This window comes from Haemophilus sp. THUN1692, assembly GCF_059704395.1.
The window spans coordinates 985,768-1,007,588 of the sequence record NZ_AP046579.1; the positions used below are offsets into that span (position 1 = coordinate 985,768).

The 21,821-nt window shown below is 38.5% G+C and carries 20 protein-coding genes and 4 tRNA genes; 15 read left to right on the plus strand and 9 right to left on the minus strand.

Annotated elements, in window-relative coordinates; translation table 11 throughout:
• Window positions 1-428: 428 nt before the first annotated feature.
• On the minus strand, window positions 429-1,808 hold the full coding sequence (cysS, locus tag AC6H0A_RS04720; protein ID WP_005643483.1) for a cysteine--tRNA ligase: 1,380 nt from the start codon (window positions 1,806-1,808) through the stop codon (window positions 429-431).
• Window positions 1,809-1,910: 102 nt separating this feature from the next.
• Between cysS and AC6H0A_RS04725 the strand changes: the two genes are divergently transcribed.
• From AC6H0A_RS04725 to AC6H0A_RS04750, 6 genes are all read left to right on the plus strand, one after another.
• The gene (locus AC6H0A_RS04725) at window positions 1,911-2,420 is read left to right on the plus strand and encodes a peptidylprolyl isomerase (protein WP_005643485.1); all 510 of its coding nucleotides are present in this window, start codon (window positions 1,911-1,913) and stop codon (window positions 2,418-2,420) included.
• A gap of 54 nt (window positions 2,421-2,474) precedes the next feature.
• On the plus strand, window positions 2,475-3,263 hold the full coding sequence (locus AC6H0A_RS04730) for a TatD family hydrolase (protein ID WP_044233296.1): 789 nt from the start codon (window positions 2,475-2,477) through the stop codon (window positions 3,261-3,263).
• A gap of 111 nt (window positions 3,264-3,374) precedes the next feature.
• Window positions 3,375-4,502, plus strand: a complete 1,128-nt coding sequence (locus AC6H0A_RS04735; RefSeq protein WP_005643490.1) for an acyl-CoA dehydrogenase family protein — start codon at window positions 3,375-3,377, stop codon at window positions 4,500-4,502.
• A gap of 13 nt (window positions 4,503-4,515) precedes the next feature.
• The gene (locus AC6H0A_RS04740; protein ID WP_005643492.1) at window positions 4,516-5,322 is read left to right on the plus strand and encodes a phosphate/phosphite/phosphonate ABC transporter substrate-binding protein; all 807 of its coding nucleotides are present in this window, start codon (window positions 4,516-4,518) and stop codon (window positions 5,320-5,322) included.
• A 53-nt stretch (window positions 5,323-5,375) separates the two neighbouring features.
• Entirely contained in the window at window positions 5,376-6,545 is a 1,170-nt protein-coding gene (locus tag AC6H0A_RS04745) for a cobalamin-independent methionine synthase II family protein (RefSeq protein WP_179230918.1), read from the plus strand.
• Window positions 6,538-7,002, plus strand: coding sequence for a hypothetical protein (locus AC6H0A_RS04750; RefSeq protein ID WP_005643495.1), 465 nt, complete (start codon window positions 6,538-6,540; stop codon window positions 7,000-7,002). The genes AC6H0A_RS04745 and AC6H0A_RS04750 overlap by 8 nt, the downstream gene beginning before the upstream one ends.
• A 100-nt stretch (window positions 7,003-7,102) precedes the next feature.
• Here AC6H0A_RS04750 and trxA read toward each other — a convergent pair whose 3' ends face one another.
• From trxA to AC6H0A_RS04765, 3 genes are all read right to left on the minus strand, one after another.
• Window positions 7,103-7,426 (minus strand): thioredoxin, encoded by a 324-nt coding sequence (trxA, locus tag AC6H0A_RS04755; RefSeq protein ID WP_005643497.1) that lies wholly within the window; start codon window positions 7,424-7,426, stop codon window positions 7,103-7,105.
• A 119-nt stretch (window positions 7,427-7,545) separates the two neighbouring features.
• Window positions 7,546-8,541, minus strand: coding sequence for a 2-hydroxyacid dehydrogenase (locus AC6H0A_RS04760; protein WP_005643499.1), 996 nt, complete (start codon window positions 8,539-8,541; stop codon window positions 7,546-7,548).
• A 12-nt stretch (window positions 8,542-8,553) separates the two neighbouring features.
• Window positions 8,554-9,663, minus strand: a complete 1,110-nt coding sequence (locus AC6H0A_RS04765) for a methionine biosynthesis PLP-dependent protein (RefSeq protein WP_005643501.1) — start codon at window positions 9,661-9,663, stop codon at window positions 8,554-8,556.
• Window positions 9,664-9,908: 245 nt separating this feature from the next.
• Between AC6H0A_RS04765 and AC6H0A_RS04770 the strand changes: the two genes are divergently transcribed.
• From AC6H0A_RS04770 to AC6H0A_RS04785, 4 genes are all read left to right on the plus strand, one after another.
• Window positions 9,909-9,984, plus strand: a tRNA-Gly gene (locus AC6H0A_RS04770).
• A gap of 6 nt (window positions 9,985-9,990) precedes the next feature.
• Window positions 9,991-10,064 (plus strand) — tRNA-Cys (locus AC6H0A_RS04775).
• 27 nt (window positions 10,065-10,091) lie between these two features.
• A tRNA-Leu gene (locus tag AC6H0A_RS04780) sits at window positions 10,092-10,178 on the plus strand.
• A gap of 50 nt (window positions 10,179-10,228) precedes the next feature.
• A tRNA-Lys gene (locus AC6H0A_RS04785) sits at window positions 10,229-10,304 on the plus strand.
• A gap of 115 nt (window positions 10,305-10,419) precedes the next feature.
• Here AC6H0A_RS04785 and AC6H0A_RS04790 read toward each other — a convergent pair.
• On the minus strand, window positions 10,420-10,953 hold the full coding sequence (locus AC6H0A_RS04790; protein WP_005640779.1) for an inorganic diphosphatase: 534 nt from the start codon (window positions 10,951-10,953) through the stop codon (window positions 10,420-10,422).
• A gap of 233 nt (window positions 10,954-11,186) precedes the next feature.
• Between AC6H0A_RS04790 and AC6H0A_RS04795 the strand changes: the two genes are divergently transcribed.
• Window positions 11,187-12,503 carry an NCS2 family permease gene (locus tag AC6H0A_RS04795; protein WP_005640776.1) on the plus strand — a complete coding sequence of 439 codons (1,317 nt, stop codon included), beginning with the start codon at window positions 11,187-11,189 and terminating at the stop codon, window positions 12,501-12,503.
• A gap of 89 nt (window positions 12,504-12,592) precedes the next feature.
• Here AC6H0A_RS04795 and fbpC read toward each other — a convergent pair whose 3' ends face one another.
• The 4 genes from fbpC to AC6H0A_RS04815 all read right to left on the minus strand — a co-directional run bounded on the left by fbpC (window position 12,593) and on the right by AC6H0A_RS04815 (window position 17,985).
• A complete protein-coding gene (gene fbpC, locus AC6H0A_RS04800) occupies window positions 12,593-13,642 on the minus strand; it encodes a ferric ABC transporter ATP-binding protein (protein ID WP_005640773.1) in 1,050 nt (349 codons plus the stop codon).
• 24 nt (window positions 13,643-13,666) lie between these two features.
• Window positions 13,667-15,724, minus strand: coding sequence for an ABC transporter permease (locus AC6H0A_RS04805; protein ID WP_044232420.1), 2,058 nt, complete (start codon window positions 15,722-15,724; stop codon window positions 13,667-13,669).
• Window positions 15,725-15,787: 63 nt separating this feature from the next.
• A complete protein-coding gene (locus AC6H0A_RS04810) occupies window positions 15,788-16,822 on the minus strand; it encodes an ABC transporter substrate-binding protein (RefSeq protein WP_005627956.1) in 1,035 nt (344 codons plus the stop codon).
• 122 nt (window positions 16,823-16,944) lie between these two features.
• Window positions 16,945-17,985 carry an ABC transporter substrate-binding protein gene (locus AC6H0A_RS04815; protein WP_005640768.1) on the minus strand — a complete coding sequence of 347 codons (1,041 nt, stop codon included), beginning with the start codon at window positions 17,983-17,985 and terminating at the stop codon, window positions 16,945-16,947.
• A gap of 165 nt (window positions 17,986-18,150) precedes the next feature.
• Here AC6H0A_RS04815 and udk point away from each other — a divergent pair, with 165 nt between their 5' ends.
• From udk to AC6H0A_RS04835, 4 genes are read left to right on the plus strand one after another with little or no spacing between them, the layout of a single operon-like run.
• Window positions 18,151-18,792: a uridine kinase gene (udk, locus tag AC6H0A_RS04820; RefSeq protein ID WP_005640766.1), complete on the plus strand. Its 642-nt coding sequence runs from the start codon at window positions 18,151-18,153 to the stop codon at window positions 18,790-18,792.
• Between the two features lie 8 nt (window positions 18,793-18,800).
• Window positions 18,801-19,388 carry a dCTP deaminase gene (dcd, locus tag AC6H0A_RS04825; protein ID WP_005640763.1) on the plus strand — a complete coding sequence of 196 codons (588 nt, stop codon included), beginning with the start codon at window positions 18,801-18,803 and terminating at the stop codon, window positions 19,386-19,388.
• 3 nt (window positions 19,389-19,391) lie between these two features.
• Entirely contained in the window at window positions 19,392-20,567 is a 1,176-nt protein-coding gene (locus AC6H0A_RS04830; protein WP_005640760.1) for a hypothetical protein, read from the plus strand.
• Window positions 20,567-21,757, plus strand: coding sequence for a sugar transporter (locus AC6H0A_RS04835; protein ID WP_005640758.1), 1,191 nt, complete (start codon window positions 20,567-20,569; stop codon window positions 21,755-21,757). The genes AC6H0A_RS04830 and AC6H0A_RS04835 overlap by 1 nt, the downstream gene beginning before the upstream one ends.
• Window positions 21,758-21,821 lie beyond the last annotated feature (64 nt).

Genomic DNA, 21,821 nt, shown 5'->3' on the forward strand with positions numbered 1-21,821 from the left:
TACTAGTATGGTTATTAATGCCCTGCTTTTTAGTGTTGATAATGAGTATTCTTTATCAACCTACATTTTGGGGTATTCTGTTTTTGATTGTTGCGGTTGCATCTTTTGCATATGGTTATTTTAATCAACCGCCCCCGAAAGTAAGGCGGGCGCAATATAGAGCAGCTTTGAGGGAATATAGAAAACAAAAGAAAAATTATGATGAATTGAAAAGAAAGGGGTTATTATAAACCCCTTTTTATTTTGCCTACAATTTACCGCTACTTACTAGATAGCGTTTTTTTTCTTGTAGGTATAAAAAGCAGGCTTTACTGATAAACTAACTTCTAAAATTTAGCGAAAATTAAGAATGATGAAAGAATAAAAAGACTAAGTTCGATTGAATACCGAACTTAGTCTTTTTAATGGAAGTGATTTAATGTTTGAATTTATTGCTTACGCCAAGTTGTCCCATTCGGCCCATCTTCTAATACGATGCCCATAGCGGTAAGCTCATTACGCGCTGCATCTGCGGCAGACCAATCTTTAGCAGCGCGGGCTTCATTGCGTTGTTTGATGAGTGCTTCAATTTTTGCCACTTCATCATCGTCAGAACCGGCTTGTAAGAATTTTTCTGGATCTTGTTGAAGTAAGCCTAAAATCGCACCCAATTCACGTAAACGAGCGGCAAGCCCATTGGCTTTCTCAGCATCTTCTGTTTTTAACTTGTTAATTTCACGCACCATTTCGAATAAAACAGAAAGTGCATTTGGCGTATTAAAATCATCATCCATTGCTTCACGGAAAGTTGCCACAAAATTTTCTCCGCCAAAAACAACCGCACTTTGATCCGTTCCGCGTAAAGCCGTGTATAAACGTTCCAACGCACCTTGCGCTAAATTCAAGTTTTCTTCGCTATAATTGAGCTGGCTACGATAATGTGCCGTTAATAAGAAATAACGTACTGTCTCTGCATTATAGTGATTTAATACATCACGAATTGTGAAGAAATTGCCGAGAGATTTCGACATTTTTTCTTTATCCACCATAATCATGCCTGAATGGATCCAATAATTCACATATTGGCCGCCATGCGCACAGCAAGATTGTGCAATTTCATTTTCGTGGTGAGGGAACATTAAATCAGAGCCACCACCGTGAATATCAAAATGCTCGCCAAGCTGTTTGCAGTTCATTGCGGAACATTCAATGTGCCAACCTGGACGACCTGCGCCCCAAGGAGAAGACCAACTTGGTTCGTTTTCTTTCGACATTTTCCAAAGCACAAAATCCATTGGATTTTTCTTGATTTCATTGATTTCAATACGTGCACCAGCTTGTAATTGCTCAAGATCTTGACGAGATAATTTGCCATATTCTTTGAAGCTTTCTACATCAAACATCACATCGCCATTATCCGCAACATAAGCATGTCCGCGTTTAATTAATTTTTCCACAATTTCAATAATTTCTGGAATATGATGGGTCGCACGAGGCTCAAAATCAGGACGTAATACATTAAGTGCATCAAAATCTTTATACATTTCCTGCACCATACGATCCACAAGTTGATCGCAGGTTTCTTTGTTTTCTAACGCACGTTTAATAATTTTATCATCTACGTCCGTAATATTACGCACATAAGTTAAATCGTACCCCAAAGAACGTAAATAACGGGCAATCACATCAAAACACACAAAAGTGCGTCCATGACCGATATGACACAAATCATAAACAGTGACGCCACAAACATACATTCCCACTTTATTTTCATGGATAGGTTTAAAGATTTCTTTTTCTCTCGTTAAGGTATTGAAAATTTTTAGCATTTTTAAGCTCGTAAAATGAAATAAAAACAAACCGCACTTTTATAGCACTTTTACCTCGATTGTGGAATAATACGACCCTTAATTTTTCAGAAGGAAAACAAAATGGTTACGTTACACACAAACTTTGGCGACATTAAAATTAAATTGGATTTTGATAAAGCTCCAGTTACAGCAGAAAACTTCTTAAATTACTGCAAAGACGGTTTTTATAATAACACAATTTTTCACCGTGTTATTGATGGCTTTATGATTCAAGGCGGCGGTATGGAAAGCGGTATGCGCGAAAAAGCAACTAAAGCACCAATCCAAAATGAAGCGAACAATCGTTTAAGTAACAAACGTGGAACCATTGCAATGGCTCGCACTTCAGATCCACATTCAGCGACAGCACAATTTTTCATTAACGTGGCAGATAATGATTTCTTAAATTATCGTTCAAAAGAAATGTTTGGTCACGAAGTCGTTCAAGAATGGGGCTATGCAGTATTTGGCGAAGTAGTAGAAGGGATGGATGTTGTTGATAAAATCAAAAAAGTGAAAACCGGCAACAAAGGCTTTCATCAAGATGTTCCAACTGAAGATGTAGTGATTACATCAGTTTCAGTAGAATAATTGTGAATGGCGGATAAATTCCGCCATTTTTTATCGACCTAAAGGAAAATGCACATGCCTTTCTTCGACACTCACACGCATCTCGATTATCTCCAACAATTTACTGGAGAGCCTTTGTCACAGCTTGTTGATAATGCTAAGCAAGCCGATGTGCAAAAAATACTGATTGTGGCGGTGAAAGAAGCTGATTTTAAAACAATCCAAAATATGACCGCACTTTTTCCTAATAATCTGTGCTATGGGCTTGGGCTCCATCCTCTTTATATTCAAGAACACGCCGAAAATGATTTGATGCTGTTAGAACAAGCCTTAAAAAATCGTGATGCAAATTGCACAGCAGTGGCAGAAATTGGTTTGGAACGTGCGATTCCCAATTTGCTCACCGATGAACTTTGGGCAAAACAATGTCATTTTTTTGAAAGCCAACTTTATTTGGCAAAGCAATTTAATTTACCCGTCAATATTCACAGTCGAAAAACCCATGATCAAATTTTTACTTTTTTAAAACGTATTCCATTATCTAAACTTGGCGTGGTACACGGTTTTTCAGGCAGCTACGATCAAGCAAAACGCTTTGTTGATTTAGGCTATCAAATCGGAGTTGGCGGCACCATCACTTATGAACGCGCCAATAAAACTCGTCAAGCGATTGCAAAACTACCACTTGATTCCTTAGTGTTGGAAACAGACAGTCCTGATATGCCTGTATTTGGTTTTCAAGGGCAACCTAATCGACCAGAGCGTATTGTGGAAAGTTTTAAAGCTCTTTGCGCCTTAAGAAATGAGCCCGCAGAATTGATTAAAAAAGTCACATGGGAAAATGCTTGCCAAATTTTTTCTTGATCCACGTCACATTACTGAAATTATTTTGAATTAAATACTAGAAAAAAGAAACTGAGCATAATAATATCCGCCTCGTAGAAAGTTTTTCTCAACACACAATAAGGATATATTATGTCGCAAATCTATACTCAGGTGAGAAAGTTAGCGGAACAGTTTATTGAGCCTTACGCCGACGAACTCGATCAAAAAAAAGAATTTCCTGTTCAGGCATTTAAGGAGTTAGGTAAAGCCAGTTGGTTTTCACTTTTAATTCCGAAAGAATACGGCGGAATGGGATTAACCCTAAAAGAACATGCTGAAGTCTGCATGGCGTTAGCTGAAAGTTCAGCCTCTGCTGGTCTCTGTTATATGATGAGTAACGTTGCAGTGAATTGTTTAAATCTATTCGGCAGCGATCAACTCAAACAAAAAATCTTTTCTGATATTGTTCAAAATCAAACCTTTGCCGCACTCGCCTATAGTGAATTAGGCACAGGTACTCACTTCTATATTACCGATGCAACCGCACAATTTAATGCTAAACATGCAGTATTCAATGGCTTAAAATCCATGGTGACATCGGGCAATTATGCTTCTTATTATTTAGCGCTTTTGCCTTCCGAAAATGGTGAAACTATTGATAACTGGGTGCTTCCACTTGGTACTCAAGGCTTAACTTTTGAAGCCGATAGCTGGAATGGCTTAGGTATGCGTAGCAATGTCTCTTGCTTTATGCGAATGACCGATATGCCATTAGATCGTAGCTGGCGTATTGGTGAAGTTGGCACAGGCGCAGAACAAGTATTTGGTGGCATTGCACCCGCCTTTATTTGTGGCTTGGCAGCTGTTTATAGTGGCGTATGTAAAGCCGTGCTTACTGAGGCAATTAAACATTCAGCACACCGTAAATACACATCTGGCACATCATTAGCAGAAATCGAAACCGTGCAAATTCACTTAGCTAAAATCTATGCAAACACAAACGCTGCTGTATGTGCTACGCGTGATGCGGCTCGTGCAGCCACAGAAGGTGATGCAGATGCATTGGCTAAATTATTAGCTGCCCGAATTCTCGCGAGCGAAAACGCGATTACCCTTGCACAAATTGGCATGCGTATTGGCGGTGGCAAGGCCTATAACAAAATGGGACCAATGGAACGCTATTTACGCGATGCATTAGCAAGCCAAGTGATGGCGCCAAGTGTCGATGTGCTAAATATTTGGCTAGGTAAAGCCATTACAGGTCAACAAATTCCATAAAGTGCGGTGAAAAATGAGTGAAAAATTAAAAATTGGGGCGGTAATCTACGCCCCACAAGTGACAGTGATTTGGGGCATTATTGCAAACTTTTTCGAAAAAGAAGGCTTCCCTATTGAACCCGTGTATTTCAAAGACTATAAAGGGCAAGTTGATGCGTTACTCAATAATGAAATTGATGTAGCGTGGAACTCTCCCCTAGCTTGGTTAGATGGTTACTTACGTAGTGGCGGTAAAACCTTAAATGGTGCAATGCGTGATACCGACCAAGATCGTCAAAGCTATTTAGTTGTAAATGATCCAAACATCCAATCTATTGAAGATTTAAAAAATAAAACTATTGCTTTTGGTGCAATTGATTCCCCACAAGCGCGGTTAATTCCAATCAAGTTTTTACATCAACATGGCTTGGAATTTGATCAAGATTATGTAGAAAAACGCTTTGATGTGGGTGTTGGTTTGCACGGCGATCATGTAGGCGGTGAATTAGATGCAGCCAATGCATTAAAAGATCGTCAAGTCGCGGCAACATGGATGTTAGATTTCAACTTTGAACGTTGGACAAAAGATGGCACGCTCGATCCTGCAACAGTTCGAGTACTCGCAAAAACACCATCATTTGACCATTGTATTTTCAGTGGACGCGTGGGATTAGATGAAACCAAATTCAATGCATTCACCGAAACCTTGTTCAAAATGGATTACAACAATCCAGAACATAAAGAAATGATGGATTTGGAAGGATTAAAACGTTGGGTTGCGGGCAGAACAAAAGGTTTTGCTCAATTACAAGCTGCCAATGAATATTTAAAATTCTTTTAAGATCAATATGTCATGATGGGCGTGTAATAAACGCCCATCATTGTGGATTTTCTATGAAACCTTTCACAACGTCCCTTTTAGGCTCAATGCCTCGTAGCCAAGCACTTTTGATGGCGCGTAAAAAGCACGCACTAGGCAAAATAACCACTGCAGAGCTTGAGCAAATCGTTGTTCAAGAAACGAAACAAATTGTCGAACTTCAACAACGAACTGGCATTGATATCATCACTAGCGGTGAATTACTTCGCGACAATTACCTTTCTTTTATTGCACAAAAAATTCAAGGCGCGACCTTAATGAGCATGAGTGAAATGCTCGATCACATTAAAGAAAAGCAAATTTTTGAGTCAATGCTAGAAACCTTGGATGTTCCCGCACTCTCCATAAAAAATGCGATTTGCGTAGGGAAAATCAGTTACAAACAATCTTTAGTAGCAGATGAAATGCTACTACTGAAAAATCTAACCAAGCAACCAATTAAAGCAACCTTGCCAGGGCCTTACTTAATGGCTCGCTCCATGTGGCTTTCGCCTGTGTCAGGGCAACATTATTCATCAAAAGAAGAAATGGCAAAAGATGTTGTTGCTATCTTAAAGCAAGAAATTGATCATTTATGTGAGCTAGGCGTAAGTGTTGTTCAATTTGATGAGCCTGTTTTGACAGAAATTATTTTTAGCCACCATCAAACTCGTTCATTTATGTGTGCCGCGTTAAGCGAAAAACAAGATTTTGCAGCGGAACTACAGTTTGCGAAAAGTTTAATTACTCAAATCTTTGAGTATGCAAGAAATAAAAATATCAAAACCGCACTACATGTATGCCGTGGCAACTGGAGCAAAGATGAAAGCGTATTACTGCGCGGGCCTTATACATCATTAGTGGATTTATTTGAATCGGCATTACCTGATATTTTAATGCTCGAATTTTCTACACCAAGAGCGGGAGAATTAAGTTCGTTATTAGAAAGTAAAATCTTAAGGCAAAAATGTATTTTAGGCTTAGGCGTCATCAATCCTCGTTCTGATGAAGTGGAAACCGTAGATCAGATTGTTCAACGAGCAGAAAAAGCCTTAAATTACCTTCCACCAGAGCAAATTTGGCTAAATCCAGATTGTGGATTTGCCACTTTTTCTAACCGCCCTTTAAATGGATTTGCCATTATTGAAGCCAAACTCAAGGTATTAAATGAGGCAAAATCAATATTGAGAGAACGTTATGTATAACGTACCTGAAAGTGAATGTTTTACAGCGAAATATCGAGCCGTATTACGCGGAGAAGAAATTAAATTATTCACTCCGAATGACAGCATTTCTCTCTATTCACAGGTCAATTTCGATAACCAATCGTTACAAAAAAGTGCGGTAGATTATTTTGCTGTTTCTATTTTAGGGGGCATTTTGAGCAGTATAAAAGCACATTTTGCTCAACAACGAGCCGATATTGTAGAAATGGAAGGAAAAATTTGGCTCAATCTCGCCAATCCTTTAACCTTACTGGGTGTTCGCGGCTATAGTGAGCAGCCTGTCATTAATGACGGAAAAATTAAAATTTTTATTTCATCAGATTTAACCGATGATATCTTCACACAACTCACACAAAACGCATTACACTGTTGTTTTATTTACAACACGATAACCAAAGCCTTTCCTTTAAATATAGAATTTGAGCAAGTGCTTTGATTCTCATTAAGTCGTTCATCTAAATTTCAGACAAAAAAATTGCCCCATTAAGGGGCAATCTTATCAATGCTCTAAAGTTACTTATAACTTTAAGCAACGATTAAATATGTTGGTTAATGAAGTTAGTCAATTGAGTTTTTGGTAATGCGCCAACTTGAGTTGCAACAACTTGACCATTTTTAATCAATAATAATGTTGGGATACTACGAACACCAAATTGTGCTGGTGTTGCTTGGTTGTCATCCACATTCATTTTCACGATTTTAACTTTACCTGCAAATTCAGGCGTAAGTTCATCTAACACTGGTGCAATCATTTTGCAAGGTCCACACCAAGGTGCCCAAAAGTCTAATAAAACGGGGATATCTGAATTAACTACAACACTTTCAAAATCTGCGTCATTAATGTGTAATACTTCGCTCATTTTGTTTTCCTTATTTTGTGAATGGAATCCCTATATAAGGGCTTTATTTAAACTTACAAGTGCGGTGCAGAATAACATCGTTTTAAAAAATGTAAACTAATCGTTTTAATTGCCAAAAGCTAAGACGGCAAAACAATATTTTCACACACTTTGCCCGATTTCAATTTATAAATATTTGATAAGGTCACGTCCGCAATATTCGTTAGTGCCTCTTCAGTTAAAAATGCTTGGTGACCTGTTAGCAATACATTATGGCAAGAAGATAAACGGCGGAAAATATCATCTTGAATCACTTCGTTAGACTTATCTTCAAAGAACAAATCTCGTTCATTCTCGTAAACGTCCATACCTAACGCCCCGATTTTACGCTGTTTTAACGCATCAATTGCAGCTTGGGTATCAATCAAAGAGCCGCGGCTCGTATTCACGATCATTACGCCATCTTTCATTTTTGCAAAAGCTTCGCGATTTAATAAATGATAGTTTTCTGGCATTGCTGGGCAATGAAGCGTAATGACATGGGATTTAGCATACAGCTCATCTAATTCAACATATTGTCCACCCAATTCTTCTACCACTGGATTTTTAAAAGGATCGTACGCCAAGATATTCATGCCAAAACCTTTCAGAATACGCATCACCGCAATCCCAATTTTACCCGTTCCGATTACGCCGACCGTGCGTCCGTGCATATTGAACCCAATTAGCCCCTCAAGAGAGAAATTCGCTTCTCGAGTACGCTGATAAGCACGATGAATTCGACGGTTCAGTGTCATCATCAAACCGATGGTATGTTCTGCTACCGCTTCAGGCGAATAAGCTGGAACCCGTACAACTTGAATGCCTAATTCTTGAGCGGCTTTTAAATCAACATTATTAAAACCCGCACAGCGCAAAGCCACGATTTTCACACCAAGTGCGGCTAATTTTTCTAATACTTTTCGGCTACCATTATCATTCACGAAAATGCATACTACTTCGCAATGTTCTGCCAAACGCGCGGTGCTCTCATTCAACATAAAATCAAAAAATTCTAAATAGAAATTATATTTCGCGTTAATGAGCTCAATATATTTTCTGTCATAGCTTTTCGTGCTATAGATTGCAATTTTCATGGTTTGCTCCAATTATTTTAAGTTTGCAAAAGCCTGTAATAAGTCCGCCTTAATATCTTCTACATCTTCAATACCGACTGAAAAACGCAGCAAGGTATTAGTAATCCCACGAGCTACACGCTCGGATTCTGGAATATCCATATGAGTTTGAGTAGCAGGATAAGTAATAAAACTTTCTGTGCCGCCTAGACTTTCTGCAAAAGTAATCAATTTGATGGATTTTAAGAATGTATTAACCCAAGCTTCATCTTGCAAACGGAAAGACAACATTCCACCTTTATTCGGATAAAGCACCGATTCTACTTGTGGTTGAGCTTTTAAAAATTCCGCAATAGCTTGTGCATTTTCTTGATGACGTTTCATGCGCAAAGAAAGCGTTTTCATACCACGAATAGTCAGCCAAGAATCAAAAGGTGAAAGCACCGCACCTGCACTATTTTGAATATAAGCAATGCGATCACAAAGTTCTTGCCCTTTCGCAACAATCAACCCAACAAGTGCATCATTATGACCAGCAATATATTTAGTCCCGCTGTGAATCACCACATCAGCGCCTAAATCTAATGGGCGAGAAAGCACTGGCGTTAAAAACGTATTATCCACGATCAACATTAAGTTATGTTTTTTCGCAAGTTTTGCAATTTCAACCACATCACATTCTTCCATTAAAGGATTTGATGGGGTTTCAATAAAAATCGCTTTTGTATTTGGGTTAATTGCCGCCTCAATTTCATAAGCAGATGCTGTATTAACATAAACAGGTTTTACACTATTGTTATTTTTATAAGAAAAATCTAATAGTCGATAAGTACCACCATACACATCGCTAGAAACGATCCATTCATCTGGTGCAGTAAGAAGCGTCATCAAAACTTGAATTGCAGCCATACCAGAAGAAAACGCAAAACCACGATCTCCATTCTCTAATTTAGCTATCGTTTCTTCTAATACTGTGCGAGTTGGGTTCTTGGTACGCGTGTAATCAAATCCCGTACTTTCACCGATACCATAATGTCCATAAGCCGTAGAAAGAAAAATTGGTGTAGAAACCGCGCCCGTACGCTCATCGCTGCGATTGCCTGCTTGAGCTAATAAAGTATCGATAGCATATTGTTGTGTCATAACATCCTCTAAAATAATGAAAAAATGAACCGCACTTTACGTGCTAAAAAACGTTTAGCATTTTGGCACAAAGGAAAAAGTGATAAAAGTAGAAATTAGAAAATTACATAAAATTCCATTTTTCCATCATTTTCTGTAATTTATTTAAACAAAATGAACTTTTTTTAAACGGTTAGACAATTTTTTTAAATCTGTAATTGACAGTTATCTGAATTTCCGTAAAATGCGCACAACTAACAGCGAATGCGGGAATAGCTCAGTTGGTAGAGCACGACCTTGCCAAGGTCGGGGTCGCGAGTTCGAGCCTCGTTTCCCGCTCCAATTCGTGGCGTGTTAGCAAAGCGGTTATGCACTGGATTGCAAATCCATGTAGCTCGGTTCGACTCCGGGACACGCCTCCATAATACGCAAATGTTAGTTGTCTATATGCCCGAGTGGTGGAATCGGTAGACACAAGGGATTTAAAATCCCTCGCCTTTCGAGGCGTGCCAGTTCAAGTCTGGCTTCGGGCACCATTTAAACACCAATCCAAAGATTTTAAAATTTACTTTAAAATCATCTAATTGGGTCGTTAGCTCAGTCGGTAGAGCAGCGGACTTTTAATCCGTTGGTCGAAGGTTCGAATCCTTCACGACCCACCACTTAAAAATAAAGCAAGCACCTAAAGGTGTTTTTTTATTATCTAAATTTCTTAGACTCACTACAAAAAAATCCCCGACTCAAAGAATCAGGGACTTTTACAATCAAATGTGTTTATTAATAACGCTCATTCCAACGTTTAATAGACTCACGAATCACTTCTTTCGCTTCTTCTACATCGCCCCAATGAGTTACTTTCGTTGAGCCTGGCTTCTTAAGTGCTTTATAGTTATTGAAATGGAACTCAATTTGTTTAATTAAGTTTGCTGGTAAATCTGCTAATGAATTGTACGCATTGCCTGTATCACGATCATCTGCAGGAACACAAACGATTTTATCATCCACTTCACCATCATCAACAAATTTCATAACACCAATTACTTTAGCCTCAAGGAATACGCCTGTTGCTAATGGTTGACGAGTGATTAATAACACATCTAACTCATCGCCATCTTCATCTAAAGTTTGTGGAATGAAGCCATAGTTAGTTGGTTTTGCAAAAATTGCTGGCTCAACACGATCTAATTGGAATGCCGCAACTTTACGGTTCCATTCGATTTTATGGCAGCTACCTTCGGGGATTTCGTTTACTACATTGATAATGCCAGCATCTACATCGCCTGGCGTTAAAATTTGATTAAAATCAGCCATTTTGTTTCCTTCATTTTATCAAGTTAAAAAACGCGACAAGTATAGCAGTTTTTCTGCTGACTCGCAGTCTCATTTGTAGAGAAAATCAGCAAATAGATTATTTCATAACTATTCATAATTTTGACCGCACTTTATCCTAAACAAAACTCGCGCAAACGTTTACTTCTCATTTTTATGATGTAAAATAGCGCACCTTATTCACTTCAATTTTTCACTCAACTTTAAGGAACACTATGTCAACTTTAGAAAAAACATTTGAGCTCAAGCAACGTGGTTCAACTGTTCGTCAGGAAATTATCGCGGGTTTAACCACTTTCTTAGCAATGGTTTATTCTGTAATCGTGGTACCCAATATGCTAGGTGCTGCAGGTTTTCCTGCGAAATCTGTCTTTATTGCCACCTGTTTAGTTGCAGGCTTAGGCTCTATCTTAATCGGTTTATGGGCAAATGCACCAATGGCAATTGGTTGTGCAATTTCTCTTACTGCTTTTACAGCATTTAGCTTAGTAATTGGTCAAAAGGTCGCCATTCCCGTTGCGCTAGGCGCAGTATTCTTAATGGGGGTTGTGTTTACCTTAATTTCTGCCACTGGTATCCGTGCATGGATTTTACGTAATTTACCATCCAGTATCGCTCACGGAGCAGGCATTGGTATCGGACTCTTTTTACTTTTAATTGCGGCAAACGGCGTTGGTTTAGTCGTCAGCAATCAAGCTGGCTTGCCAGTAAAATTAGGCGATTTCACCTCATTCCCAGTCATGATGTCCTTAATTGGTTTGGCGCTCATTATCGGCCTTGAAAAAATGAAAATTAAAGGCGGTATTTTATGGGTAATTATCGCTATTACTATCGTAGGTTTAATTTTTGATCCAAATGTAAAATTTGGCGGAGAGATTTTCAAAATGCCAACCTTTGGTGAAAATTCTCTTTTCTTACAATTAGACTTTATGGGCGCACTACAACCTGCAATCTTGCCTGTGGTATTTGCTTTGATGATGACTGCCGTATTTGATGCAACGGGCACTATTCGCGCAGTTGCAGGTCAAGCCGACTTGCTTGATAAGGATGGTCAAATTATCAATGGAGATAAAGCCTTAACTTCAGACTCAATCAGTAGCTTATTCTCAGGTTTATTCGGTACAGCACCAGCTGCCGTTTACATTGAGTCAGCAGCAGGAACAGCAGCAAGCGGTAAAACAGGTATTACTGCAATCGTTGTTGGGGTGTTATTCCTATTAATGCTTTTCTTCCAACCATTAGCTTTCTTAGTGCCTGGATACGCAACTGCCCCAGCATTAATGTACGTTGGTTTATTAATGTTAAGCAATGTAAGCAAATTAGATTTCGATGATTTCGTTGGCGCGATGAGCGGATTAATCTGTGCAGTATTTATCGTGCTTACCGCCAATATCGTAACAGGAATTATGTTAGGTTTTGCGGCATTAGTGATTGGAAGAATCGTGAGCGGCGATATTAAACGCTTAAATGTAGGTACTGTGATTATTGCAATCGTACTCGTTGCATTCTATGCCGGCGGTTGGGCGATTTAATAACAGAAATAAAAAAGGGGAAAATCCTTCCCCTTAATTGTAATCACAAAAGTGCGGTGAAATTTCACCGCGCTTTTTTAAGCTCTGTACTACTCTTTCTTCAATAAGAAAATACCGTGATCAGATAAATTGACATAAGCTTGTTTTAAATCGGCATTAAAATCTTCTGGCTTACAATTCACCAATAAATCTTTTCCAGCCCAATTTGCGACCACTTCCCAATGGTTGCCCATATAGACCGCACTTTTAATCTCACAACGTTGAGCATCACTGCCCTCTGCGGCAAGATAAATTGCTTCTGGGCGAATACCAACTAAGCATTCACCATCGGGTAAATTAAACTGTGCAGCATCCTTTAAAAGCACATGATAGCCATTAATATCCACCACGCTATTTTCTAATTTTCCATCGAAAATACTGGATTCACCCATAAAGTTTGCTAAGAACAAAGAATTTGGTCGGAGATAAAGCTCTTTCGCTGGCGCTTTTTGCATAATTTTACCTTTATGCATAACGATAACTTCATCAGATACCGCAAAGGCCTCTGTTTGGTCGTGTGTCACATAAAGCGAGGTAATGCCTAAACGTTGCTGCAATTCACGGATTTTTTCACGCATTGAACGACGTAAGTTTGCATCCAAATTACTTAGTGGTTCATCAAACAATAGGACTTTTGGTTTTAACACTAACGCACGTGCTAATGCCACACGTTGTTGTTGACCACCTGAAATTTGATCTACAAAACGGTCTTCAAAACCCGCTAAGTCCACCAATTCTAAAGCCTCTTTTACACGCTGAGCTCGTTCTTCTTTGCCAATGCCTTGCATTTTTAAGCCGTAGCCCACATTATCGCCAATGCTCATATGCGGGAATAGCGCATAAGATTGGAAGACGATACAAATATCTCGATTCTGAATAGAAGATTTTGTTACATCTTCGCCATCAATAAAAATTTGGCCTGATGTTGGATTTTCTAACCCTGCAACCAAACGCAATACAGTTGTTTTGCCACAACCTGATGGCCCTAACAATGTCACCATCGTGCCACGTTTGATCGTTAAATCTAAATTATCAATGACAACCGCTTTACCAAATGCTTTGGTGATATTTTTTAATACTAAGAAATCATTATTACTCATAATTTTTACCTACAACTTAACGAGTTAATTCATTTTTTTCGCTTTAGAACGAGAGATACGTGTATCGCCTACAATCCAGTCGAAGAATAAAATAATTGCCATCATGACAACAATTAAGATTGAGCCGTATGCAATAGCAATACCATATTCGCCATCTTCAACGCGATTTAGGATATAAGCTGTTGCAACCCGAGTATCTGCTGTCACTAAGAATATAATTGCACTCACTGTCGTCATTGCACGAACGAAGCTGGTAACAAGCGCTGAAAGCAATGCGGGTTTTAATAATGGCAAGACGATATACCATAAGGTTTTCCACGAACTCCCTTTTAAAGAAAGCGATGCTTCATCAAGAGATTTATCAAGCTGACCTAACCCTGCAATCGCTGCTCGCATACCAATTGGTAAGTCACGCATAACCATTGAAATGATCACGATAATGCCTGTACCCGTAATATAAAGTGGTGCATTGTTGAAGGCTAAAATGTAAGACACCCCAGCCACAGTACCCGGCACGGCAAAACAAAGCATGGTTAAGAACTCAAGGGATTTTTTACCTTGGAAATCTTTACGCACCACAATGTACGCAATCAATAATCCAAAGAATGCGGTTAATGGTGCGGCAATACCTGCATAGATTAAGGTATTGATCAGTGACGGCCACGCGCCATCGCTCAATCCTTGCCCGAATAACATGCCATAGTTTTTCAAGGTTAAAGTGTAATCTACGCCCCAGTTTACAGTGAAGCTTCCGTAGAAAATACTTCCATAAAGCGCCATATTAAAGATGACCCAGAATCCAAGCATACCAATGATGGTATATTTCAAACCAGTTGGAAGATCTTGCACATCACCACGATAAGATTTACCTGAAACGGTGACATAAGAGCGGTTACCAATCCAAATGTATTGAATGATAAAAATCGCTAGAGAGAAAATTAATAATATTGAACCTAAGGTACTTGCTGATGCGTAATCTAATTGTGAACCTGCAATATAGAAATAAATCTGTGTTGCAATCACATCAAAGCTACCACCCAATACCAATGGATTACTAAAATCTGCAAGGGATTGGATAAATACAATTAAAAATGAGTTCGCCAATGCTGGGCGTAACAATGGGAAAATGATGTTATAAAAAGTTTGATAGCGATTGGCTCGTAACGTATAAGAGGCTTCTTCAATAGAAGGATGTACCGATTTCAATGCGCCATCTAAAATCATAAAAGAAATCGGAGCAAATGCGAGAATCTGAGCAATCGCAATCCCATTAAAACCATACAGCCAGTTATGATTGGTGAAACCAAAATTCGTACTTAAAAATTCGGTTACATAACCAGAACGGCCAAGCATTAAAGTTACCCCTAATCCCACAACAAATGGTGGCGTAACAATTGGCAAAATAGAGAAAATTTTTCCGATAAATGCCGTTCTACGAGCGATACGCGTAGTATAAAGCGCAAAGGCTAAACCAAATACAGTCGAAACGACTCCCACAAAGCCCGATAAGAAAAGCGAATTGGTAATTACCCGAACAATATAGCTCTGCGTTAAAATACGCATCACTTGCTGTGGCGCAAACGTGTCACCGTCATAAAACATTGAAACGAAAATCACCAATGTTGGATAAACGATAAAGAAGAAAATGAGCAAAATAATGCAAAGCAAAGAAGCGATGATAAATTTATCACCTTGCATCACTTTTAGCTTTGCCAATGAAAGTGTTGCTAATGCGGTATAGCCCACAAGTAACACGATCACAGAATAGCCCATGCTGATTTTGCACACCGTCGCACTGATAAACATAAACAGCACAGAAAGTGCGGTCAAAAATAGCTCTGTTTTTGCTTGGGTTTGTTGTGGCAATCTAAATAACGGCAAAGCGCCATACACAATAACAGGCAGGAACCAAGCCCAAGTTAAATTGAAAGAAGCCCAGCCCATTGCATCTAAATATTCATCTGAAGTACTTTCAAACAAACCGTAATCAAGTGCATTGGAAGGCAGGAGCGCAAACGCCAATAAGGATAAAATAATCCAAAAATAAGCAGAATGCATTATGGAAAGTTTTTTTGCGTTCATACAACCTCGCATAAGGTAAAAAAACGAAGCGATATGCGACATATCACTTCGTTAGTGACATCATTATTTGGCTAATTTTACTTCATCAACCCATTTTGTGATTAAGCGTTTACGTAAATCAGTCGCACCGTATTTATCAAAATCATAGTTAATTAAATTAATAGATTTAAAATCTAACGCATAAGGCGATTGTTGTGCAGTGGTGTTGGTTAAAATGGAATACGCTTCACCTTTTTGCCAAGTTAGTTCTTGCGCCTCTTTGGATAACGCCCAATCAACAAAAAGTTTCGCATTATCTAAATTACGCGCACCTTTAATAACACTCACACCGCCAATTTCATAGCCAGTACCTTCACAAGGTACAACTAATTCTACTGGCGCGCCTTTCGCTTTTTCTAAAGAATATTCATGTAAGAAACCAATGCCAATTGCCGTTTCTCCTCGCGCTGTATTACGTGTTGCTGTATTACCAGATTTGGTATATTGCGATACGTTTTTATTCAACTCTTTTAAGAATTTAAACGCCTCGTCTTCTCCCCAAAGTTGCATATAAGTTGCTAGCTGAGTGTAACCCGTACCAGAACTTTGTGGATCTGCGGCTTGAATTTCATTTTTGTAAATTGGGTTAGCTAAATCCTTCCAGCATTTTGGAATAGGTAAATTCAATTTTTTCAAACGCTCTGGATTTACCCCAAAACCTAACACGCCTAAATAAATGGCTGAAGAATAATTCCCTTTCATTTTGGCTGGATCACGGAATTTTTCTACGATCTGAGGAAGATTGGATGATTTATAAGGTTCTAATAACCCCATTTCCCCTGCTTGAGAATGAGGATCCATCGTTCCACCATACCAAACATCACCTTGTGGATTATCTTTTTCAGCATCAATTTTCGCTAAAATGGTTCCCGTGCCACCACGAATAAAACTTGTTTTAACATCAAATTTTTTCTCAAATGCCATCGCTTCTTGCTCGCACATCGTATTTTGCGCACTGCAATAAATGACTAGACGTCCTTTTGCAAAAGATGGATTACTTAACACTAATCCACTTAGCATCACACCAGACAAGGTTACTGCGATTTTTGATAGTTTCATCTGATTATAACTCCCTTATGAATGAAGGTTTTGCAATATCTTAGAGGGAAAACGAAATCACATTAAAAATACGAAAAAGTGCGGTCAAAAACTTCAGTATTTTTTACCGCACTTATTCAGCGCTATTTCGCTAATTTAACTTCTTGTACCCATTTTTCAATTAAGGCTTTACGTTGTTCTGTTGCACCGTATTTTTCAAAGTCATAATTGATTAATTTAAGTTTATTTGGGTCAAACACGGTTGGTGATTGCTCTGCGGTCGTGTTAGTTAAGATTTGTAAAGAATCCCCTTGTTTCCAAGCTAATTCTTGACCTTCTTTTGATAAAGCCCAATCGACGAATAATTTTGCATTATCAATATTACGCGCACCTTTTAAGATACTCACGCCACCTAACTCATAACCAGTTCCTTCGCAAGGCACGACTAATTCTAACGGTGCACCATTGCGTTTTTCTAATGCATAATCATGTAAGAAACCCACACCAATTGTCGCTTCACCGCGCGCAGAGTTACGTGATGGCGTGATACCCGATTTGGTATATTGAGACACATTAGGATGCAATGCTTTTAAGTATTCAAACGCCTCTTTTTCACCCCATAATTGGACGAAAGTTGCCAATGCTGTGTAAGCTGTACCCGCACTTTGAGGGTCTGCAATTTGAACTTCGCCTTTTAAGCGTGGATCTGTTAGGTCTTTCCAGCATTTTGGCACTTCTTTAATACCTAATTTTGCCAAACGTTCAGTATTCACACCAAAACCTAAGATACCCATATAAATTGAGGAAACATAGTGGCCTTTCGTTTTCGACGGATCACGGAAACGTTCTACGATTTCATCAATGTGCTTGGATTTATAAGGCTCAATTAAGCCTAATTCTGCAGCTTGAGCTTGAGGGTCAAAAGTACCGCCGAACCAAACATCCGCTTGAGGGTTATTTTTTTCAGCTTCAACTTTAGCAAAAGTACTGCCTGAACCATTACGAATAAAAGATGTTTTCACATCATATTTTTCGCCAAATGCTTTCGTGGTGGTTTCGCACAAAATATTGGTTGCACTACAGTACACAACTAAACGACCTTTAGCGTTAGCAGAACCAGAAATAGCCAATCCTGCTGCTAAAAGTGCGGCAGAAACAGAAAGAGAAATTTTGTTGAATTTCATAATACATACTCCTTATTGGATAGAACGTTAAAATCCTACTCGAAAAATGGAAATAATACCGTGATGAAGCTCACACTTTTTAAAATTCAAATGAAAAAATAAACGTGAAATTCACCGAACTTTTCTTTATAATTGCACGAATTTTCCTTGCATCAAAACACGATTATGTCAAATCCCTCTTGTATCATTATCGCCATCACAGGTGCATCTGCATCAGGCAAAAGTTCTATCGCTTCCACCGTTCACAAAGAGCTCTGTAATGAATTAGGTTGCCAAGAAATTGGTATCATTACTGAAGACAGTTACTATAAAGATCAAAGCCATTTAGAAATGACTGAGCGCGTAAAAACAAATTACGATCATCCAAGCTCTATGGATCGCGATTTGCTCATTCAACATTTAAAAGATTTAAAATCAGGAAAATCTGTTAATGTACCTGTTTATAGCTATGTTGATCATACTCGTACGGGTGAAACCACAACATTTACCCCAAAACGTATTGTGATTTTAGAGGGGATTTTACTGCTTACTGATGAACGCGTTCGTCAACTTGCGGATATTTCCGTATTCGTGGACACGCCATTAGACATTTGTTTTATTCGTCGTTTACAACGCGATATGGAAGAACGTGGTCGCTCCCTACAATCGGTTATTGATCAATATCGCGCAACCGTGCGCCCGATGTTCTTACAATTTATTGAGCCATCTAAACAATATGCGGATATTGTCATTCCTCGCGGTGGTAAAAACCGTATTGCCATCAATATGTTAAAAGCTCAAATCCTTCATTTATTGAATCAAAAATAGGAAATCTTATGCGCCTTTGCGATACTGATATTGAACGCTATCTCGATGATGGCATTATTTCTTTAACTCCTCGTCCAAATAATGACAAAATCAACGGCGCGACGATTGATGTTCGCTTGGGTAATTCTTTCCGCGTATTTCGTGAGCACTCGGCGCCTTTCATTGATTTAAGCGGTCCGAAAGAAGAAGTGTCCGCCCAGCTTGAATCTGTAATGAGCGATGAAATTATTGTGCCTGAAGACGAAGCATTTTTCTTGCATCCAGGTACTTTAGCGTTAGCAACCACACTTGAATCAGTGAAATTACCCGTCAATATTATAGGTTGGTTAGATGGTCGATCTTCTTTAGCACGTTTAGGCTTAATGGTACACGTCACTGCACACCGTATTGATCCGGGTTGGGAAGGAAAAATCGTGTTAGAATTTTATAATTCAGGGAAATTACCATTAGCATTACGCCCCAATATGGTGATTGGTGCATTAAGTTTTGAAATATTAAGTGGCGAAGCGAAACGACCATACAGTAGCCGCAAAGATGCAAAATATAAAAATCAACAAAGTGCGGTTGCGAGTCGTATTGACGAAGACAAGGAATAATCGATGAAAAAGTTCGCGCTTAGCGTAGGGATCGTCGCTTTGGCGATCTTTTCTTTTTTATATATTCAACTTTACCGTGTGCAAAGTGACATTGTTGAACAACTAGCACAACAAAATATTGCGGTTCAATCAGTCAATTTATCTCTATTTCCACCCGCACTTTCTCTTAAAAATATAAAAACTACGCAATTTTCAGCTCAAAAAATTGAAGCTAAACTTAATTTCTTGCCTCTTTTGTATGGTAATACAGCACTTCATTCACTGAATATTCAACAGCTCAAATTAACTCAAAACACACAAAATCCTGCCAATGTATCGATGGAGGTTTCGCCTTTTTCGTTAAAACAGCTTTTATCAAAAAAAGTAATATTGAATGGCGAAAACCATATTCGCATGGAATTTAACAAACCTATTTATGGAAAAACAAAAACTTTCCATTTTTCTTTCCACAAAGCAAATTTAGACTTATCAACATCAGAATCTGCCCTACTTCAATTTGTAGATGCAAACCTAAATAATCAGCCTATCGGTTATATTGAAACCCACACAGCCCACCAACAAATAGTGACCTATATAAAACCACAATGCGATAACGATTGTTTAGCCGTATTGAAATATCAACAAATTGGCAACCAAAGTGCGGTCAATTTTTCAGGCAAATATTTCCCTGTTAAACGCTTATTCACGCTGTTAAATTTGCCAGAAATGTTAAGTGGACACGCCGATTTTAATCTTGATTTCAGCTTTTCATCTTCTGCGCTTATTCAAGGCAAATTAAATTTTTTAGCACAAAATGGCGAAATTCTTGGTGTGAATCTATTGGATATGGTGGCACAATATTTCCCGATTAATTACAACAATGATTTGTTAAAAAACAAAGAGTTAAATACTCGCTTTGAACAATTTTACTTACAATTATTTCTCCAACAAAATCAAATTATTGCTGAAAAAATCGAATTAAAAACACCCGCACTTTTGGGACAAGGAAAAGGCATTATTGATTTAAGCCGAATGGAATGTAATGTGGATATCAATTTACATTCTACGGATCAACGCTATCAAAATTTGACACTACCAATCAATTTTTTTGGTAACTGCAGTTCACCACAATATAAAATTAATTTTACGAAGAAATTCCGCCATCGATTAATTGATGCGATTAAAGAAAAGTTACGTTAATGTCGTTATATTTAAAAGCTGAAAAAATCCAATCATGGCGCGTGCTTATTATGGCTTGCGCAGGATTTATTTTTAATACTACAGAATTTGTACCCGTTGCAATGTTAAGCGATATTGCACAAAGTTTTAATATGCAAACTGCTGATACTGGTTTAATGATGACAGTTTATGCTTGGACGGTGCTAATTATGTCTCTGCCTGCGATGCTCGCTACAGGAAACATGGAACGTAAAAGCCTGCTAATCAAACTTTTCATTATATTTATTGTTGGGCATATTTTATCGGTCATTGCTTGGAATTTCTGGATATTACTTCTCGCTCGAATGTGTATTGCATTAGCACATTCAGTGTTTTGGTCAATTACCGCTTCACTTGTGATGCGCATCGCACCTAAACACAAGAAAACTCAAGCATTAGGAATGCTCGCTATTGGCACCGCTCTTGCCACCATCTTAGGCTTACCGATTGGACGAATTGTCGGACAGCTCGTCGGTTGGCGGGTCACTTTTGGCATTATTGCAGTACTGGCATTATCCATCATGTTTTTAATTATTCGATTATTGCCAAATTTACCAAGTAAAAATGCTGGCTCTATTGCAAGTTTACCCTTGCTTGCGAAACGCCCATTATTACTTTGGCTTTATGTAACAACGGCAATCGTCATCTCAGCACACTTTACCGCTTATACTTACATCGAACCATTCATGATTGATGTCGGGCACTTGGATCCAAATTTTGCCACGGCTGTATTATTGGTTTTTGGTTTCTCAGGTATTGCCGCAAGCCTATTATTTAACAGATTCTACCGACTTGCTCCGACAAAATTTATTGTTGTTTCGATGGGATTATTAATGCTCTCTCTATTGCTACTCCTCTTCTCTACCGAAACAATGATAGCAATGTTCAGCCTTGTGTTTATTTGGGGAATTGGCATTTCTTGTATCGGACTATCTCTACAAATGCGCGTACTGAAACTTGCTCCAGATGCAACCGATGTTGCCACGGCTATTTACTCGGGCATTTTCAATGCAGGAATTGGAGCCGGCGCATTATTTGGAAATCTTGCTACAACCTATTTAGGATTAAATGAAATTGGTTATACGGGCGCAGCATTAGGTTTAATCGGTTTTATCATTTTTATTACAACGCACTTAAAATATCGCCATACGTTTCTTCTGCAAAACAAATAAAAAAATAACCGCACTTTAGTTCTCCAAAAAGAGTTTTAAAAGTGTGGTTAAATCTTGCTAAGTT

Excerpts from the sequence above, each read along its gene's own strand:
- cysS (WP_005643483.1), bottom strand. The coding sequence starts at position 1,808 with ATGCTAAAAATTTTCAATACCTTAACGAGAGAAAAAGAAATCTTTAAA.
- AC6H0A_RS04725 (WP_005643485.1), top strand. The coding sequence starts at position 1,911 with ATGGTTACGTTACACACAAACTTTGGCGACATTAAAATTAAATTGGAT.
- AC6H0A_RS04730 (WP_044233296.1), top strand. The coding sequence starts at position 2,475 with ATGCCTTTCTTCGACACTCACACGCATCTCGATTATCTCCAACAATTT.
- AC6H0A_RS04735 (WP_005643490.1), top strand. The coding sequence starts at position 3,375 with ATGTCGCAAATCTATACTCAGGTGAGAAAGTTAGCGGAACAGTTTATT.
- AC6H0A_RS04740 (WP_005643492.1), top strand. The coding sequence starts at position 4,516 with ATGAGTGAAAAATTAAAAATTGGGGCGGTAATCTACGCCCCACAAGTG.
- AC6H0A_RS04745 (WP_179230918.1), top strand. The coding sequence starts at position 5,376 with ATGAAACCTTTCACAACGTCCCTTTTAGGCTCAATGCCTCGTAGCCAA.
- AC6H0A_RS04750 (WP_005643495.1), top strand. The coding sequence starts at position 6,538 with ATGTATAACGTACCTGAAAGTGAATGTTTTACAGCGAAATATCGAGCC.
- trxA (WP_005643497.1), bottom strand. The coding sequence starts at position 7,426 with ATGAGCGAAGTATTACACATTAATGACGCAGATTTTGAAAGTGTTGTA.
- AC6H0A_RS04760 (WP_005643499.1), bottom strand. The coding sequence starts at position 8,541 with ATGAAAATTGCAATCTATAGCACGAAAAGCTATGACAGAAAATATATT.
- AC6H0A_RS04765 (WP_005643501.1), bottom strand. The coding sequence starts at position 9,663 with ATGACACAACAATATGCTATCGATACTTTATTAGCTCAAGCAGGCAAT.
- AC6H0A_RS04790 (WP_005640779.1), bottom strand. The coding sequence starts at position 10,953 with ATGGCTGATTTTAATCAAATTTTAACGCCAGGCGATGTAGATGCTGGC.
- AC6H0A_RS04795 (WP_005640776.1), top strand. The coding sequence starts at position 11,187 with ATGTCAACTTTAGAAAAAACATTTGAGCTCAAGCAACGTGGTTCAACT.
- fbpC (WP_005640773.1), bottom strand. The coding sequence starts at position 13,642 with ATGAGTAATAATGATTTCTTAGTATTAAAAAATATCACCAAAGCATTT.
- AC6H0A_RS04805 (WP_044232420.1), bottom strand. The coding sequence starts at position 15,724 with ATGAACGCAAAAAAACTTTCCATAATGCATTCTGCTTATTTTTGGATT.
- AC6H0A_RS04810 (WP_005627956.1), bottom strand. The coding sequence starts at position 16,822 with ATGAAACTATCAAAAATCGCAGTAACCTTGTCTGGTGTGATGCTAAGT.
- AC6H0A_RS04815 (WP_005640768.1), bottom strand. The coding sequence starts at position 17,985 with ATGAAATTCAACAAAATTTCTCTTTCTGTTTCTGCCGCACTTTTAGCA.
- udk (WP_005640766.1), top strand. The coding sequence starts at position 18,151 with ATGTCAAATCCCTCTTGTATCATTATCGCCATCACAGGTGCATCTGCA.
- dcd (WP_005640763.1), top strand. The coding sequence starts at position 18,801 with ATGCGCCTTTGCGATACTGATATTGAACGCTATCTCGATGATGGCATT.
- AC6H0A_RS04830 (WP_005640760.1), top strand. The coding sequence starts at position 19,392 with ATGAAAAAGTTCGCGCTTAGCGTAGGGATCGTCGCTTTGGCGATCTTT.
- AC6H0A_RS04835 (WP_005640758.1), top strand. The coding sequence starts at position 20,567 with ATGTCGTTATATTTAAAAGCTGAAAAAATCCAATCATGGCGCGTGCTT.